Genomic DNA, 14,331 nt, shown 5'->3' with positions numbered 1-14,331 from the left:
GCAAGCGGCGCGCCGCCCGTTCCGAAGAAAACTTGGGCCAACAGAATTGTTTCCATTTGGACAGGAAAGGCTCTAAAACCGGCCCATGAATCAGATGAACCGGACAGAACAAAAACTTGCAGAACTGAACCAGCCCAAGCCCTGGTCCGGTGTCAACGCCTTTCGCTCCGACCCGCTGGTGGTCGACATCACGTCCAGCATGCCGAAGACGCTGCGCGACGAGTTCGATGGGCTTGGGCGCTATGTGACTTCGCCCGAGGCACAGGAACTGGCCCGGATGGCCAATGAAGGCGTGCCGAAGCTGAAGACGCACGGGCCGCGCGGCGAGCGCCTCGACGTCGTCGAGTTCCATCCCGCCTGGCATGCGCTGATGCGCCGCTCCATGACGACCGGTCTGCATTCTTCCGCCTGGGAGAACCTGCCCGATGAGCGCGGCCGCTCGCACAAGGTAAGGGCGATCCGCTTCTATCTGACCGCGCAGCTCGAATGCGGCCATCTCTGCCCGCTGACGATGACCAGTGCCTCGGTCGCGGCGATTACCGCTTCCCCCGCCGTCCAGAAGGAATGGGCGCCGAAGATCCTCTCGCGCAAATATGATTCGTCCAATCGGCCGTGGATGCAGAAGTCCGCGGTCACGATCGGCATGGGCATGACCGAGAAGCAGGGCGGCACCGACGTGCGCGCCAATACCTCCACGGCCGAACGGGTGGGGGAGGGCATTTATCGCCTCACCGGACACAAATGGTTCATGTCCGCGCCGATGAGCGACGCTTTCGTCATGCTGGCACAGACCCGGGAGGGGCTCGGCTGCTTCCTGGTCCCGCGGCTGCTGGAGGACGGCGGGGCCAACGGTCTGCGTTTCCAGCGCCTGAAGGACAAGCTGGGCAACCGTTCCAATGCTTCCTCCGAGGTCGAGTTTTCCGACACTTTCGGTTTCCTGCTCGGTACGCCGGATGCCGGTATCCGCACGATCCTGGACATGGTGACGCTGACCCGGCTCGACTGCGCGCTGGCCTCGGCCGGGATGATGCGCGCATCGCTCGCCGAAGCCGTGCATCATACCCGCGGCCGCAAGGTCTTCGGCAAGGCGCTTGTCAGCCAGCCGATGATGACCAGGGTGCTCGCCGATATGGCCCTGGATGTCGCGGCCGCAAGCGCACTGTCGTTCCGCCTGGCCGAAGCCTTCGATAATGCCCATAGCAGCGCGGAGGATGCCGCCTACGCCCGTATCATGACGCCGGTCGCGAAATACTGGTGCTGCAAGATCGCCCCCGCGCTGATCTATGAGGCGATGGAGTGCATGGGCGGCAACGGCTATGTCGAGGAGCGGGCGCTTGCGCGCCACTACCGCGAAGCCCCGGTCAATGCGATCTGGGAAGGCTCCGGCAACGTTATGGCGCTCGACGTCCTGCGGGTGCTCGGGCGCCGGAAGGAACTGTTCGAACAGCTCTTCGCAACGATCGGCCGCGATCTCGGCCCCGCCGGGCGCAAGACGATCGAGGTTCTGCGTGCCGCCATGTCGCTCTGCGAGCGCGACGAGGGCGCGGCACGCATGCTGGTCGAGCAACTGGCGCTGGCGGCGGCTGCTGCCGAACTCTACAGGCTCGGGGCCGGGCGCATCGCCGATGCGTTCCTGGAATCGCGCCTGGCCGCCGGCTGGCGCTCGACTTACGGCATGCTCGATTCGCGCTTCGATTCGGCCTATGTCCTCGATTTGCTCTACCCGGCCGCAACATAGCCCGTAACGAAGAGCACGAGCGGTATCGTCAGGAACGAGGCCGCCGTCTGGATCGTGGCGACGGACGCGTAAAGCTCCGCGTCACCCCCCATCTGCTTGGCCAGAAGATAGCCGTTCATGGCGGTCGGGACGGCCGCACCCACGGCGATGACGAGCAGGGCATCCCCCCGGATGCCGAGAAGCGCGCTGCTGCCCACCATGAACACCGGCATGACGATCAGCTTGAGCACGACCGCGAACAGGACCGGGATGCTCGGGTTCAAGGCGTCGGCGATCTTGAGGCCGGCCCCGACCAGGATCAGCCCAAGCCCGAGCGAAGCGCTCGCCAGCATGTCGACCGCCGTCATCACGGGCCCATACAGTTCGATGCCCGTCAAGTTGAACAATATCCCGAGCGCCGACGAGATGATCAGCGGATTGGTGATGATCTTCAAAAAGAAAAAACCGATGCCACGGCTGCCGCCGCCGAACCAGGTCAGAACGGCGATATTGTAGAAATTGATCGGGATGATGAGCAGTGCCATGACGAGAGCCGTCAGGCTGAGTCCAGCCGTGCCGAATAGTTTTTCAGCGACCGCCAGTGCAATGAAGGCATTCCATCGCGTGGCCGTCTGGAACACCGATGTAAAGGTGGGGCCGGAAATGCCGCCTCGGCGCAGCAGAGGCCAGGCCGAGAGGAGGGCGGCCGACATCAATGTGACGCTGCCGACCGTAGCGACGGCCGTCTCATCAGCCTCGAGGCCGGCCAGGTCCGCCTTCGCCAGCGTCGAGAAGAGCAGAGCGGGAAAGAGAAAATAATAGCCGAACTGCTCGAGCCCGATCCATAGCCCCTGGTCGACAAGCGTCGAGCGCCGGAGCGCGACACCAAGGATCACGAGCAGGAAGACCGGCAGAATGCTTTCGAAGACGATGGTCATCAGGGCTCCAGGCAGACGGAGGTTCACGCACGCAGCGCCGCGCGCCCTATGAGGTGCGCAGAACTCGCTGTAGAGCGCTGGACAGGCGGCCGCAAGCCGGCTTTCACTGTGAATATTAACCTTAACAAATGGTTTACGTTGCGCTTCTGCCTCCGAGGCGGAGATACTGGCGGTGTGATTTTTTAAGGATGGAACGGAGCGGCCGGTGAGAGCTGCCTTGCTGATCATCATGGTGATCTTTTTCGCCGGCTTGGCGCTCGACATAGCGAGCCTCGCGGCCGTCCTGACCACGTTCGTCCTGCTTGATCGTGCAATCTTTCCGCTTCTTAGCGGTCACCAGCCGGAGAGGGGCGCTTCATGAAGTGGTTGCTGATCTTCTGGGGCGGTCCCGTGATGCTGCTTACGGGCTGGTACGGGCTCTCCTACTATGACATGAGCTTCGGCGTCTTCATGCTGACGCGAGAGGCGCATGAGCTCGTCTTCCGGGTTTACGGGAGTATCCTGGGAATCCCGCCGGAAACCATTCCGCCGCTCGTCGCCCGGGCCATGATCGTCGACAGCCTGATCGTGTTCGGCCTTGTCGCGCTCAGGAAGCGGAGGCAGATCGCGGCCTGGTATCGGCGCCGTTACGGCGCGTCCCGATCGCCGGAAGCGCCTCTCGCCAGCGATGCCAATCTATCCAGCGCTCCCTGAAGGATGAAGGAAGCGGCGGCCGAATCGATGCGTTCGGCCCGCTTTTTCCGCGATACGTCCATTTCGATCAGTACCCGCTCGGCTGCCACCGTGGACAGGCGTTCGTCCCAGAGGACGAAGGGGATATCGGTCTTTTCTCCCATAGTGCGCACGAAGGCCCGCGTCGCCTGGCAGCGCGGCCCTTCCGATCCGTCCATATTCACCGGCAAGCCGATGATGAAGGCGGCGATTTTTTCCTTCTCCGCAAAAGACAGGAGCGCCTGCGCGTCGGCGCCGAACTTGACGCGGCGGATCACCTCGCGCGGCGTCGCAAAGCGCCGCCCCAGATCGGAAACCGAAATGCCGATCGTTTTCGTCCCGAGGTCCAGGCCTGCCACCGACTGATAGGGCGGCAGCCGCTCCGCGAGTTCCTCCATCGTGAGAATTGCCATGGGATTTACCGATTCGATCTTTCCAGTGCGCTGGTCTGATCCATATGCTTGTCCTAGACATAAATCGATCAATTTTATCGCCCGACTCGCCTGGGGTGCCGCGCGCGATCTGAGGAGAACATCATGAACATCAAATGGCTGGGACATTCCGCCTTCCATATCGAAACGGCGAAAGCCAAAATACTGATAGATCCGTTCTTCACCGGCAATCCGGCCTTTCGGGATGAGGAGCGCAAGGCCGCAACGGCGGGACTGACCCACATTCTGCTGACCCACGGCCACGGCGACCATGTCGGCGACACCGTTGCCATAGCCAAGGAAACCGGCGCGACGGTCCTTGCCAATTTCGACCTCTGCATGTGGCTCGGCCGGCAGGGCATTTCGAAGCTGGAGCCGGGCAATACGGGCGGAACCATCCAGCTCGGGAGCTTCACCGCCACATTCGTCAACGCGCTGCATTCATCGGCGCAGATCACCGACGACGGCGTTTCGCATTCGCTCGGCAATGCCAATGGCCTCGTTCTCCATTTCGACGACGAGCCGACGCTCTATCACATGGGCGACACGGACATCTTCTCCGACATGGCGCTCGTGCAGGAACTGCACGAGCCGGAAATCGGCATCGTGCCGATCGGCGACCGTTTCACCATGGGCGGTGCCGTGGCCGCGCTCGCGTGCCAGCGTTACTTCAAGTTCAACACGGCGATCCCTTGCCACTATGGCTCCTTCCCGATCATCGACCAGACGCCGGAGACCTTCATTGCCGGCATGGACGGCGCCTCGACATTGGTCGCCACCCCCGAGGTCGGCGGCGCGGTAACCCTATAAAGAAGGGCGCAGCCCCGCCCGAAGCCGGTCGGCGCCATTCGCGAGTTGCACGTTGTGCAACTCGCCTTTATAGCGGGGGAAACTTTGCGATACCGGAGATGATCATGTCCGTAGACCTTGCCACCGTGAAGCGCGTCGCGCGCCTTGCCCGCATCGCCGTCAGCGATGAGGAAGCCGAGCGGATGACCGGCGAACTCAACGGTATCCTGGGCTTCGTCGAGCAGCTCTCCGAAGTGGATGTCGACGGAGTCGAGCCGATGACGTCGGTGATGCCGATGAAGATGAAAAAGCGCGACGACATCGTCGCGGATGGTGACAAGGCGGACGACATTGTCGCCAATGCGCCGAACTCGGATCGCAACTTCTTCCTCGTTCCGAAGGTGGTCGAGTAACCACCGCCGCCCGTCCAGCCGTTCCGAATGCGAAAGTCCGATTGCACCATGACCGACCTTACGAGCCTCACGATCGCCGAAGCCCGCGCGAAGCTTTCCGCCAAGGAAATCACCGCGGTCGAGTTGACCGACGCCTATCTTGGCGCGATCGAGGCAGCCAACGAGACGATCAACGCCTATGTCGCCGTTACGCAGGAAAAGGCGCGCGAGATGGCGAAGGCCTCGGACGCCCGCATCGCAGGCGGTAAGGCCGGCGCGCTCGAGGGTATCCCGCTCGGTATCAAGGATCTCTTCGGCACGGAGGGCATCCACACGCAGGCATGCAGCCACATACTCGACGGATTCGAGCCGCGCTACGAGTCGACCGTGACCCAGAACCTGTGGAACGACGGCGCCGTCATGCTCGGCAAGCTTAACATGGACGAGTTCGCCATGGGCTCGTCTAACGAGACCTCCTATTACGGACCGGTCAAGAACCCGTGGCGCGCTAAGGGCTCGAATCTGGACCTGGTTCCGGGCGGCTCTTCCGGCGGATCGGCGGCCGCGGTCGCGGCGCGTCTTTGCGCCGGCGCCACCGCGACCGATACCGGTGGCTCGATTCGCCAGCCGGCGGCGTTCACCGGCACCGTCGGCATCAAGCCGACCTATGGCCGCTGCTCGCGCTGGGGCGTCGTCGCCTTCGCCTCGTCGCTCGACCAGGCGGGCCCGATCGCCCGCGACGTGCGCGATGCGGCGATCCTGTTGAAGTCGATGGCGAGCATCGATCCGAAGGACACGACGTCCGTCGATCTGCCGGTGCCGGACTACGAAGCCGCGATCGGCCAGTCGATCAAGGGCATGCGGATCGGCATTCCCAAGGAATACCGCGTCGACGGCATGCCGGAGGATATCGAGGCGCTCTGGCAGCAGGGTATCGTCTGGCTTAGGGACGCCGGCGCCGAAATCGTCGATATCTCGCTGCCGCATACGAAATACGCGCTGCCCGCCTACTACATCGTCGCTCCGGCCGAAGCGTCGTCCAACCTCGCGCGTTACGACGGCGTTCGCTACGGCCTGCGCGTCGACGGCAAGGACATCATCGACATGTATGAGAAGACGCGCGCCGCCGGCTTCGGCCAGGAGGTAAAGCGTCGCATCATGATCGGCACCTATGTGCTTTCCGCCGGCTATTACGACGCCTATTACCTGCGCGCGCAGAAGGTCCGGACTTTGATCAAGCGCGACTTCGAGCTCGCATTTCAGGCGGGCGTCGATGCGATCCTGACGCCGGCCACGCCGTCCTCTGCCTTCGGCATTGCCGACGAGGACCTCGCATCCGATCCGGTGAAGATGTACCTGAACGACATCTTCACCGTGACGGTGAACATGGCCGGCCTTCCGGGCATTGCGGTGCCGGGCGGGCTCGACCGCAAGGGGCTGCCGCTCGGTCTGCAGCTCATCGGCAAGCCCTTCGAGGAAGAAACGCTGTTCAAGACGGCCCATGTCATCGAACAGGCAGCCGGCCGCTTCACGGCGTCCAAATGGTGGTGACGGCGTAAAGAGACCGCAAGCTGCCGGAAATCGCGGCGATACCGACCGCATCGAACACCGGAGACGATATCTCCGGTATCGATGCGATGCGGATCGCCGGCGCTCAGCGGTTGTTGAGCTCCGATCTGACCAGATGCAGTCCGCGTTCGGTAATGCGATACGGCTTACCGGCGGATGACTTGATCGCTCTCTTCCGTTTCAGCTTACGGAAAAGCTCGAGATCTACGCCGGGATAGACCCAGCCGTCTCTCGTAAAGCAGCGAATTTCCGCGATCGCCTTGCCTTCGCGGGTGATTTCAATGCGGCCGCCCTGGGCCAAATGGTGAAGAATGCGCTGTTCGGCGCGCGAAATGTCCATCGTTAGAGTATTCCGGAATAGCGTTCATCAGAACGCAGGAAAACGTTCCGTTCTTCGTGAGAAGAGCGGGGTTCACGTTTCCGGCCCATGCACGCTTTTCAGTGGAAGCGGGCAGGGCCCTTACCGGGACTCAGACTGATGGAACATAAATACTCCTGTCGGATCTCGCGCTTTCTAGGAGATCGTCGCGCAATCGTCAAGGTTGCAAAGACCGGCTGCCAGAGCCGGCATTGTCCAGTGCCCCATGTGTGCGGCCGCGCCTTACAAGCTTGCACCGTGGGATCAATTGCTCTACCGAGAAACCACGAATTCAGGCTTCAAAGAAGAGCATGACATGAGCATCGTCGACGTCCGCACTCCTGATCCGAAACGCTTCATTCCAGGCGCCACCGGCGACTGGGAGGTCATCATCGGCATGGAGGTCCATGCGCAGGTGCTGAGCAATTCGAAGCTGTTCTCCAGTGCGTCGACCGAGTTCGGATCGGAGCCGAATGCCAATGTTTCGCTCGTCGATGCCGCAATGCCGGGCATGCTTCCGGTCATCAACGAGGAATGCGTCAAGCAGGCCGTGCGCACCGGCCTGGGCTTGAAGGCAAAGATCAACAATCGCTCGATCTTCGACCGGAAGAACTATTTCTATCCGGACCTGCCGCAGGGCTACCAGATCTCGCAATACAAGGACCCGATCGTCGGCGAGGGCAAGATCATCATTTCCGTCGGTCCGGACCGCCAGGGGCAGTTCGAAGACGTCGAGATCGGCATCGAGCGCCTGCATCTGGAGCAGGATGCCGGCAAGTCGATGCACGACCAGCATCCCGCCATGTCCTATGTCGACCTCAACCGGTCGGGCGTCGCGCTGATGGAGATCGTCTCGAAGCCGGACCTGCGTTCGTCGGACGAGGCGAAAGCCTATCTCACCAAGCTTCGCTCGATCCTGCGTTATCTCGGCACCTGCGACGGCAATATGGACGAGGGCTCGATGCGCGCGGACGTCAACGTCTCGGTTCGCCGTCCGGGCGAAGCTTTCGGCACGCGCTGCGAAATCAAGAACGTCAACTCGATCCGCTTCGTCGGCCAGTCGATCGAGTACGAGGCCCGTCGCCAGATCGCGATCCTTGAAGACGGCGGCGCGATCGACCAGGAGACCCGGCTCTTCGATGCCAACAAGGGCGAGACCCGCTCCATGCGTTCGAAGGAAGAGGCGCACGACTACCGCTACTTCCCCGATCCGGATCTCCTGCCGCTCGAGTTTGACGATGCCTTCGTGGAAGCGCTCAAGGCCGACCTTCCCGAATTGCCGGACGACAAGAAGGAACGCTTCGTTCGCGATCTCGGCCTGTCCGTTTACGATGCGTCCGTTCTCGTCTCGGAAAAGGCGATTGCCGATTACTTCGAAGCCGTGGCCGAAGGCCGTGACGGCAAGGCGGCGGCGAACTGGGTGATCAACGATCTTCTCGGCGCGCTGAACAAGGCCGGCAAGACCATCGAGGAAACGCCGGTCTCGCCGGCGCAGCTCGGCGGCATCATCGATCTCATCAAGGATGGCACCATTTCCGGCAAGCTCGCAAAGGACGTCTTCGAAATCCTTTGGAACGAGGGAGGCGATCCGGCCGAAATCGTCGAGAGCCGCGGTATGAAGCAGGTCACCGACACCGGTGCGATCGAGAAGGCGGTCGACGAGATCATCGCCGCCAATCCCGACCAGGTGGAAAAGGCCAAGGCGAAGCCGTCGCTCGCCGGCTGGTTCGTCGGGCAGGTGATGAAGGCGACCGGCGGCAAGGCCAATCCGCAGGCGGTGCAGGCCCTGGTAAAATCCAAACTCGGCATCGAGGAGTGACGATGTTCTTCGTCCGAACCGCGAGCGAGCGTGACCTCGAGAAGGTTCGCGCTCTGCTCGCCGAGACGTGGCACGCGACCTACGATACGTTCTACGGTGCCGAAAAGGTCAATGAACTGACGGCGAAGTGGCATTCGATCGAGGCCCTTCGCGCGCGCCTGCAGCGCAAGCATTCCGAGTTTGTCGTCGCCGACAACGGCAGCGAGCTTGCCGGCATGGGTTATGCCGCCATGTCCGAGTCGCTGGAAAAGACAGCCGTGCTGCACCAGCTCTATGTGCTGCCGAAGCATCAACGCCATGGCGTCGGCCGCGACATGTTCGCGGAGCTCGAGACCTGCTTCCCGGATGCGGAACGCATGCGGGTGGAGGTGGAGCCGCAGAACCTGCACGCGCTCGCCTTTTATCGCGCGCACGGATTTGTGGAAGTCGCAAAAACATCCAGTTGCGGCGACGAGCAGTCCGGCATACCGGCGCTCATCCTGGAAAAGCGCCTTTCCTGACCTTTCACGCCGCATCGATGCGAACACAGGCGCTTCGGCCTCGAGATGCGGGTGAAAGACCCGAGCCGGGAGCGGAATCACTGGACAAGGCGAAAGCGGCGCGGCATAAGCGGGGGCGAGATTTTGATATCCGGCCGGCTCCCATCGGCCGGTAAAGGACGATGCATATGAAGCTCCTGCTGCAGATTTTCACCTGGTGGAATGGACAGACGATCGGTACCCGGTTTCACACCTGGCGCCATGGCCAGCGCGTCGGGGAAGACGAATTCGGCAACGTCTACTATCAGGGCGGCACGGACTCCGAGGGACGGACGCGGCGTTGGGTGATCTACAACGGTCCCGCCGAGGCGTCTGCGATCCCGCCGGGCTGGCATGGCTGGATGCATCATCGCACCGACGTCTCCCCCGCCGACGAGAAATATGCGGTCCGCGAATGGCAGAAGCCGCACCGCGCCAACCCGACCGGTACGCCCAATGCCTACCGGCCGAAAGGGTCGATTGCCGGTGCCGGCAAGCGCCCGCGTGTGACCGGCGACTACGACGCCTGGACGCCGCGCTCCTGAGCCGGGCTTCTCGGGCATCGTCCCGCGACTTGCGGGACGATCACGGCGCAGCCACATTTCGGGTTTAGCGCCTGAAGTCCATCCGGGACTAACAGCAATGTGCGGGGGATTGGCGGTAATGGCGGGTTTCTGTCTGCGGGATTTGATTGGCCGGGGAGGGCGGTTTGCGGCCATTGCCCTTCTCCTTGCCGCTCCGGTGACGTCTGCCGTCGAAACCGCGCAGGCGGCACGCCTTTCCAACGCCGTGGCGGTCTTCTCCGGCATCGACAAGATCACCGGCCGCATCACCAGCTTTGACGTCTATATCGGCGAAACGGTGCAATTCGGTGCGTTGCAGGTAACTCCGCGCGTTTGCCACAGCCGCGACGAAACGGAAGCGCCGAAGACGACCACCTTTGTGGAGGTGGACGAAATCACGCTCGACCGGAAGATCCGCCGCATCTTTACCGGCTGGATGTTTGCCGACAGCCCGGGGCTCAACGCCGTCGAGCACCCCGTCTATGACGTTTGGCTGCAATCCTGCAAGTCCACCTCCGAAGTTCCGCCGCCCGACACTGCGGCAAAGCAATAGAGCACTTGACAAGGCGCCTTCTGCGATCGTTCTCCCTGTGCGTGTCACTGGAGCGACGCAAAGCGTAAGCCTTCCCTTTGAGAAGGCATAATCCTCAAAATTCGAGATTTGGCGAGGCGATCGCTTTCGCGAGCAGAACTTCGTACTGAGCCTTCGGCACGTCGACTGCGCCGAAGGACTTCAGGTGTTCGGTCGTGAACTGCGTGTCGAGGAGCTGAAACCCCTTCGACCTCAATCGCTCGACCAGATGGACGAGGCAGATCTTGGATGCGCCGGTGCGGCGCGAGAACATGCTCTCGCCGAAAAAGGCTGCGCCGAGTGAAACGCCGTAGAGGCCGCCGACGAGCGCATCTCCCTCCCAGGCCTCGACGCTGTGCGCATGACCCATATTGTGCAGGGCCGCATAGAGGGAGCGGATCGTGTCGTTGATCCACGTCGTCGGCCTGTCCGGTGCGGGCTGCGCGCACCCCTCCATGACTTCAGCGAAGGCCGTATCGAAGCGAATGTCGAAGGGGCGCCTGCGGATCGCTTTGGCGAGGCTGCGCGAGACGTGAAACCGGTCCAGCGGAATGATGCCGCGAATCTCGGGCTCGACCCAGAAAAGTTCCGGATCGTCGGCCGAGTCGGCCATGGGGAAGAGTCCGATCGAGTAGGCGCGCAACAACATGTCCGGCGTGATATCCGGTTGTTTGCTGCGCGTCTCCTTCAATGTCGTATCCTATGCGGATGTTGTGGCCAGATGGTGCTCCAGCCAATGGATATCATAATCGCCGTTTGCGATATCCTGATTGTTGATCAGGTCCTGAAAAAGGGGAAGAGTCGTCTTGATGCCGTCGATGACAAATTCGTCAAGCACGCGGCGCAGCCGCATCATGCACTCGACGCGCGTCCGGCCGTGGACGATCAGCTTACCGATCAGGCTGTCATAGTAGGGGGGTATGCGGTAACCCTGATAGGCGCCGCTGTCGACGCGCACACCGAGGCCGCCCGGGGCGTGGAAATGCGTGATCGTGCCCGGGGAAGGGACGAAGGTGCGCGGATCTTCGGCATTGATGCGGCATTCGATGGCGTGACCGGAGAAGACGATATCCTCCTGCTTGGCGGACAGGCCGGCTCCGGACGCCACGCGAATCTGCTCGTGCACGAGGTCGATCCCGGTGATCGCTTCGGTAATCGGGTGTTCGACCTGCAGGCGCGTGTTCATCTCGATGAAGTAGAACTCGCCGTTCTCGTAGAGGAATTCGATCGTGCCGGCGCCGCGATACTTCAACTTCTTCATCGCGTCGGCGCAGACCTGACCGATCTTCATGCGCTGTTCGACGTTCAGGGCCGGGGAGTTGGCTTCTTCCCATACCTTCTGATGGCGGCGCTGCAGCGAGCAGTCGCGTTCACCGAGATGGATCGCATTGCCTTCGCCGTCCCCGACGACCTGTATTTCGATATGGCGCGGCTTGCCGAGAAACTTCTCCATGTAGACCGCGTCGTTGCCGAATGCGGCCGCGGCTTCGGAACGTGCCGTCGCAACCGCATTTTCGAGTTCCTCCTCGGTGCGGGCGACCTTCATGCCGCGGCCACCGCCACCCGCCGTCGCCTTGATCAGCACGGGGAATCCGATCTGGCGGGCGATCTCCAGGGCATTCTCCGGCCTCACTTCGCCATCGGAGCCCGGAACGACCGGAATGCCGAGTTCTTCCGCCGTCTTCTTGGCGGTGATCTTGTCGCCCATGAGGCGGATGTGCTCGGCAGTCGGTCCGATGAAAGTGATGCCGTGCGCATCGAGGATATCGGCGAACTTGGCGTTCTCCGAGAGGAAGCCGTAACCCGGATGCACCGCATCCGCACCGGTGATCTCACAGGCGGCAACGATCTGATGGATGTTCAGATAGCTCTCGCGCGAAGGCGGCGGGCCGATGCAGACGCTCTCGTCGGCGAGCCGGACATGCATGGCGTCGCTGTCCGCCGTCGAGTGCACGGCTACGGTCGCGATGCCGAGCTCCTTGCAGGCGCGCAGGACGCGCAGAGCAATTTCGCCGCGATTGGCAATGAGGATTTTCGAGATCATCGCCACCGTGCCCTACTCGATCACGATCAGGGGTTCGCCATATTCGACCGGAGCGGCGTCCTGCACGAGAATTTCCGTCACCTTGCCGGAGCGGGGGGCGGGAATCTGGTTCATCGTCTTCATTGCCTCGATGATCAGGATCGTCTGACCTTCCTTTACCACCGCACCGACTTCGATGAAGGGGCGGGAACCCGGAGCCGGGGCGAGATAGGCGGTGCCGACCATGGGGGCCGTCACTGCGTTCTTGGCATTGTGACCGCCTTCGGCGGCACCCTGGGGCGCACCAGCCGGCTGGCCGGCGGCGATGGCGGGCGGCACCTGGTAGGCGGGCATCGCCGGCATGGACATGGCAACAGGCGTGCCGTTCCGCGAAACGCGGATGCGCAGATCGTCCTGTTCCACTTCGATCTCGGTCAGGTCGGTATCGTTGAGGATATTGGCGAGATCACGGATCAGCGCCTGATCGATACCCGGTTTCTTTTCAGCCATGGGATATGAGCCTCGTGTTCTTCTTATTTGGATTTTTCCGTCAGGTTCTTTAGCGCATGCAGCGCCAGAATGTAACTCTGTGCGCCGAAACCGCAGATAACGCCTTTGACGGCCGGCGCGATCATCGACTTGTGCCGGAATTCTTCGCGCGCATGAATATTGGAAAGATGCAGCTCCACCACGGGGACGGTGATCGCCCGAATGGCATCGTGCATGGCGATGGAGGTGTGTCCGTAGGCGGCGGGATTGATGGCGATGCCGACTGCCTTTTCGCCAGCCTCGTGCAACCAGTCGACCAAGGTGCCCTCATGGTTTGACTGCCGGAAGTCGACGTCGAAGCCCAGGAGTTTGGCCTCCTCCTTGCACATGGCTTCGATGTCGGCAAGCGTCTTGCCGCCATAGATACCCGGTTCACGTTTGCCGAGCGCGTTCAGGTTTGGGCCGTTCAGCACAAAGATAGTCGAAGGCATAAAGGATTCCGGTCCGGTGATGGAGGGTTACCTATAGACTGATGGTTCCCCGAGGAAAAGCCCCCTGGGTTCCCGCGGGATTTGTCCACAAGTCGTGCTGTTCCGATAGGGCGAAAGCCGCCGGCGTGCCGGCCGGCCGTCAGCAGACCGTCTTGCCGCACGCACGCATGTTGGCGACTTTCTGTTCGATCTCAGGCGCCCCGACAGCGCCGAAGACCGCCTCGTTGCCGACGACATAGGAAGGCGTTCCCGTGATGCCGAGCTCGTTGGCGAGCGTATAGGCTTCGCGCACCGAGGCATCATACGGCCCGTCATCCATCTTTTCGCGCAACTGCGCTTCCGTCACCCCGAGCTTGGCCGCAACGGCGATCGCGGTTTCCTCCGTCGCCCGTTCCTCTGCCCCGAGCAGGGCGCGATGGAAATCGCCGTATTTCTCCGGTGCGATCACGCGGAAGGCGGCGCTGACCTTGTGGGCCGCGAGCGAATCCGGTCCGAGAATTGGGAGCTCCTTGAGAACGAATCGGACATTCTTGTCCTTGGCGAGGATGTCGTCCATGTCGGACATGGCCCGTTTGCAATAGCCGCAGTTGTAATCGAAGAATTCGACGATCGTCACATCGCCATCCGGATTACCGAGGGCTATGTCGTAGTCAGAGTTGAAGATCGCCTTCTTGTTGTCGGCGATTGCCGCCTGGGCGGTTTCCTGCTGCTTGGCCCGCTGCTTGGAGGTGAGCGCTTCCTGCACTTCCAGCATGATCTCCGGATTGGCGAGCAGGTACTCCTTGATGAAGGCGCCGAATTCCTCCTTCTGCTTGGCATCGAGCGCCGCCGCCGGCCCGGGCAGGGCGACGCCGGCAGCAAGCGCGATCAGGGATGCTGCGGCAATCATCTTCATCTTGAGCGTCATTCTTTCCTCGTGGTCTGCTGTTCTATGTCGGTCGTAGAGTCCGCA

General features: G+C 62.0%; 18 protein-coding genes. 10 read left to right on the top strand and 8 right to left on the bottom strand.

Annotation, left to right across the window (positions count from 1 at the left end; all coding sequences use genetic code 11):
* Positions 1–85: 85 nt before the first annotated feature.
* Positions 86–1,738 carry an acyl-CoA dehydrogenase family protein gene (locus JOH52_RS18320; protein WP_003533037.1) on the top strand — a complete coding sequence of 551 codons (1,653 nt, stop codon included), beginning with the start codon at positions 86–88 and terminating at the stop codon, positions 1,736–1,738.
* Here JOH52_RS18320 and JOH52_RS18315 read toward each other — a convergent pair.
* Positions 1,720–2,655, bottom strand: a complete 936-nt coding sequence (locus JOH52_RS18315; protein ID WP_026030830.1) for an AEC family transporter — start codon at positions 2,653–2,655, stop codon at positions 1,720–1,722. The two genes, JOH52_RS18320 and JOH52_RS18315, sit on opposite strands and share 19 nt — an antisense overlap.
* A gap of 205 nt (positions 2,656–2,860) precedes the next feature.
* Here JOH52_RS18315 and JOH52_RS18310 point away from each other — a divergent pair, with 205 nt between their 5' ends.
* Together JOH52_RS18310 and JOH52_RS18305 are read left to right on the top strand one after the other, a co-directional pair.
* A complete protein-coding gene (locus tag JOH52_RS18310; protein WP_010969169.1) occupies positions 2,861–3,016 on the top strand; it encodes a hypothetical protein in 156 nt (51 codons plus the stop codon).
* Complete coding sequence (locus JOH52_RS18305) at positions 3,013–3,348, top strand: DUF6105 family protein (protein WP_003533044.1); 336 nt, start codon at positions 3,013–3,015, stop codon at positions 3,346–3,348. The genes JOH52_RS18310 and JOH52_RS18305 overlap by 4 nt, the downstream gene beginning before the upstream one ends.
* Here the strand turns inward: JOH52_RS18305 and ruvX are convergent.
* Positions 3,282–3,779, bottom strand: a complete 498-nt coding sequence (gene ruvX, locus JOH52_RS18300) for a Holliday junction resolvase RuvX (protein ID WP_003533046.1) — start codon at positions 3,777–3,779, stop codon at positions 3,282–3,284. The genes JOH52_RS18305 and ruvX overlap by 67 nt on opposite strands.
* Positions 3,780–3,902: 123 nt before the next feature.
* Between ruvX and JOH52_RS18295 the strand changes: the two genes are divergently transcribed.
* The 3 genes from JOH52_RS18295 to gatA all read left to right on the top strand — a co-directional run bounded on the left by JOH52_RS18295 (position 3,903) and on the right by gatA (position 6,529).
* The gene (locus JOH52_RS18295; RefSeq protein ID WP_003533048.1) at positions 3,903–4,607 is read left to right on the top strand and encodes a metal-dependent hydrolase; all 705 of its coding nucleotides are present in this window, start codon (positions 3,903–3,905) and stop codon (positions 4,605–4,607) included.
* A gap of 104 nt (positions 4,608–4,711) precedes the next feature.
* Complete coding sequence (gatC, locus tag JOH52_RS18290) at positions 4,712–4,999, top strand: Asp-tRNA(Asn)/Glu-tRNA(Gln) amidotransferase subunit GatC (RefSeq protein WP_003533050.1); 288 nt, start codon at positions 4,712–4,714, stop codon at positions 4,997–4,999.
* 48 nt (positions 5,000–5,047) lie between these two features.
* Positions 5,048–6,529: an Asp-tRNA(Asn)/Glu-tRNA(Gln) amidotransferase subunit GatA gene (gatA, locus tag JOH52_RS18285; protein WP_026030318.1), complete on the top strand. Its 1,482-nt coding sequence runs from the start codon at positions 5,048–5,050 to the stop codon at positions 6,527–6,529.
* Positions 6,530–6,632: 103 nt separating this feature from the next.
* Here gatA and JOH52_RS18280 read toward each other — a convergent pair whose 3' ends face one another.
* On the bottom strand, positions 6,633–6,887 hold the full coding sequence (locus JOH52_RS18280; protein ID WP_003533053.1) for a YjhX family toxin: 255 nt from the start codon (positions 6,885–6,887) through the stop codon (positions 6,633–6,635).
* A gap of 334 nt (positions 6,888–7,221) precedes the next feature.
* Between JOH52_RS18280 and gatB the strand changes: the two genes are divergently transcribed.
* The 4 genes from gatB to JOH52_RS18260 all read left to right on the top strand — a co-directional run bounded on the left by gatB (position 7,222) and on the right by JOH52_RS18260 (position 10,358).
* Complete coding sequence (gatB, locus tag JOH52_RS18275; protein WP_003533056.1) at positions 7,222–8,724, top strand: Asp-tRNA(Asn)/Glu-tRNA(Gln) amidotransferase subunit GatB; 1,503 nt, start codon at positions 7,222–7,224, stop codon at positions 8,722–8,724.
* A gap of 2 nt (positions 8,725–8,726) precedes the next feature.
* Positions 8,727–9,224 carry a GNAT family N-acetyltransferase gene (locus JOH52_RS18270; RefSeq protein WP_014529713.1) on the top strand — a complete coding sequence of 166 codons (498 nt, stop codon included), beginning with the start codon at positions 8,727–8,729 and terminating at the stop codon, positions 9,222–9,224.
* A 167-nt stretch (positions 9,225–9,391) separates the two neighbouring features.
* Positions 9,392–9,787: an NADH:ubiquinone oxidoreductase subunit NDUFA12 gene (locus tag JOH52_RS18265; RefSeq protein WP_003533066.1), complete on the top strand. Its 396-nt coding sequence runs from the start codon at positions 9,392–9,394 to the stop codon at positions 9,785–9,787.
* A gap of 118 nt (positions 9,788–9,905) precedes the next feature.
* Positions 9,906–10,358 (top strand): DUF2155 domain-containing protein, encoded by a 453-nt coding sequence (locus JOH52_RS18260; protein WP_003533068.1) that lies wholly within the window; start codon positions 9,906–9,908, stop codon positions 10,356–10,358.
* Positions 10,359–10,452: 94 nt separating this feature from the next.
* On the opposite strand, the gene aat is transcribed toward JOH52_RS18260, so the two are convergent.
* The 5 genes from aat to JOH52_RS18235 all read right to left on the bottom strand — a co-directional run bounded on the left by aat (position 10,453) and on the right by JOH52_RS18235 (position 14,286).
* Entirely contained in the window at positions 10,453–11,067 is a 615-nt protein-coding gene (aat, locus tag JOH52_RS18255; protein WP_003533070.1) for a leucyl/phenylalanyl-tRNA--protein transferase, read from the bottom strand.
* Between the two features lie 9 nt (positions 11,068–11,076).
* Complete coding sequence (accC, locus tag JOH52_RS18250) at positions 11,077–12,420, bottom strand: acetyl-CoA carboxylase biotin carboxylase subunit (protein ID WP_003533072.1); 1,344 nt, start codon at positions 12,418–12,420, stop codon at positions 11,077–11,079.
* 12 nt (positions 12,421–12,432) lie between these two features.
* On the bottom strand, positions 12,433–12,909 hold the full coding sequence (gene accB, locus JOH52_RS18245) for an acetyl-CoA carboxylase biotin carboxyl carrier protein (protein WP_003533074.1): 477 nt from the start codon (positions 12,907–12,909) through the stop codon (positions 12,433–12,435).
* Between the two features lie 23 nt (positions 12,910–12,932).
* Positions 12,933–13,379, bottom strand: a complete 447-nt coding sequence (gene aroQ, locus JOH52_RS18240) for a type II 3-dehydroquinate dehydratase (RefSeq protein WP_003533076.1) — start codon at positions 13,377–13,379, stop codon at positions 12,933–12,935.
* 139 nt (positions 13,380–13,518) lie between these two features.
* Positions 13,519–14,286 (bottom strand): DsbA family protein, encoded by a 768-nt coding sequence (locus JOH52_RS18235; RefSeq protein WP_003533078.1) that lies wholly within the window; start codon positions 14,284–14,286, stop codon positions 13,519–13,521.
* Positions 14,287–14,331 lie beyond the last annotated feature (45 nt).

Source organism: Sinorhizobium meliloti (assembly GCF_017876815.1).
Lineage (GTDB): Bacteria > Pseudomonadota > Alphaproteobacteria > Rhizobiales > Rhizobiaceae > Sinorhizobium > Sinorhizobium meliloti.
The sequence above is the reverse complement of the archived record's forward strand: the minus strand, read 5'-3'. Positions and strand labels throughout refer to the sequence as shown.

What these genes read in the sequence shown, in the direction of transcription:
- JOH52_RS18320 (WP_003533037.1), top strand. Translation starts at nt 86, where the DNA reads ATGAATCAGATGAACCGGACAGAACAAAAACTTGCAGAACTGAACCAG.
- JOH52_RS18315 (WP_026030830.1), bottom strand. Translation starts at nt 2,655, where the DNA reads ATGACCATCGTCTTCGAAAGCATTCTGCCGGTCTTCCTGCTCGTGATC.
- JOH52_RS18305 (WP_003533044.1), top strand. Translation starts at nt 3,013, where the DNA reads ATGAAGTGGTTGCTGATCTTCTGGGGCGGTCCCGTGATGCTGCTTACG.
- ruvX (WP_003533046.1), bottom strand. Translation starts at nt 3,779, where the DNA reads ATGGCAATTCTCACGATGGAGGAACTCGCGGAGCGGCTGCCGCCCTAT.
- JOH52_RS18295 (WP_003533048.1), top strand. Translation starts at nt 3,903, where the DNA reads ATGAACATCAAATGGCTGGGACATTCCGCCTTCCATATCGAAACGGCG.
- gatC (WP_003533050.1), top strand. Translation starts at nt 4,712, where the DNA reads ATGTCCGTAGACCTTGCCACCGTGAAGCGCGTCGCGCGCCTTGCCCGC.
- gatA (WP_026030318.1), top strand. Translation starts at nt 5,048, where the DNA reads ATGACCGACCTTACGAGCCTCACGATCGCCGAAGCCCGCGCGAAGCTT.
- JOH52_RS18280 (WP_003533053.1), bottom strand. Translation starts at nt 6,887, where the DNA reads ATGGACATTTCGCGCGCCGAACAGCGCATTCTTCACCATTTGGCCCAG.
- gatB (WP_003533056.1), top strand. Translation starts at nt 7,222, where the DNA reads ATGAGCATCGTCGACGTCCGCACTCCTGATCCGAAACGCTTCATTCCA.
- JOH52_RS18270 (WP_014529713.1), top strand. Translation starts at nt 8,727, where the DNA reads ATGTTCTTCGTCCGAACCGCGAGCGAGCGTGACCTCGAGAAGGTTCGC.
- JOH52_RS18265 (WP_003533066.1), top strand. Translation starts at nt 9,392, where the DNA reads ATGAAGCTCCTGCTGCAGATTTTCACCTGGTGGAATGGACAGACGATC.
- JOH52_RS18260 (WP_003533068.1), top strand. Translation starts at nt 9,906, where the DNA reads ATGGCGGGTTTCTGTCTGCGGGATTTGATTGGCCGGGGAGGGCGGTTT.
- accC (WP_003533072.1), bottom strand. Translation starts at nt 12,420, where the DNA reads ATGATCTCGAAAATCCTCATTGCCAATCGCGGCGAAATTGCTCTGCGC.
- accB (WP_003533074.1), bottom strand. Translation starts at nt 12,909, where the DNA reads ATGGCTGAAAAGAAACCGGGTATCGATCAGGCGCTGATCCGTGATCTC.
- aroQ (WP_003533076.1), bottom strand. Translation starts at nt 13,379, where the DNA reads ATGCCTTCGACTATCTTTGTGCTGAACGGCCCAAACCTGAACGCGCTC.
- JOH52_RS18235 (WP_003533078.1), bottom strand. Translation starts at nt 14,286, where the DNA reads ATGACGCTCAAGATGAAGATGATTGCCGCAGCATCCCTGATCGCGCTT.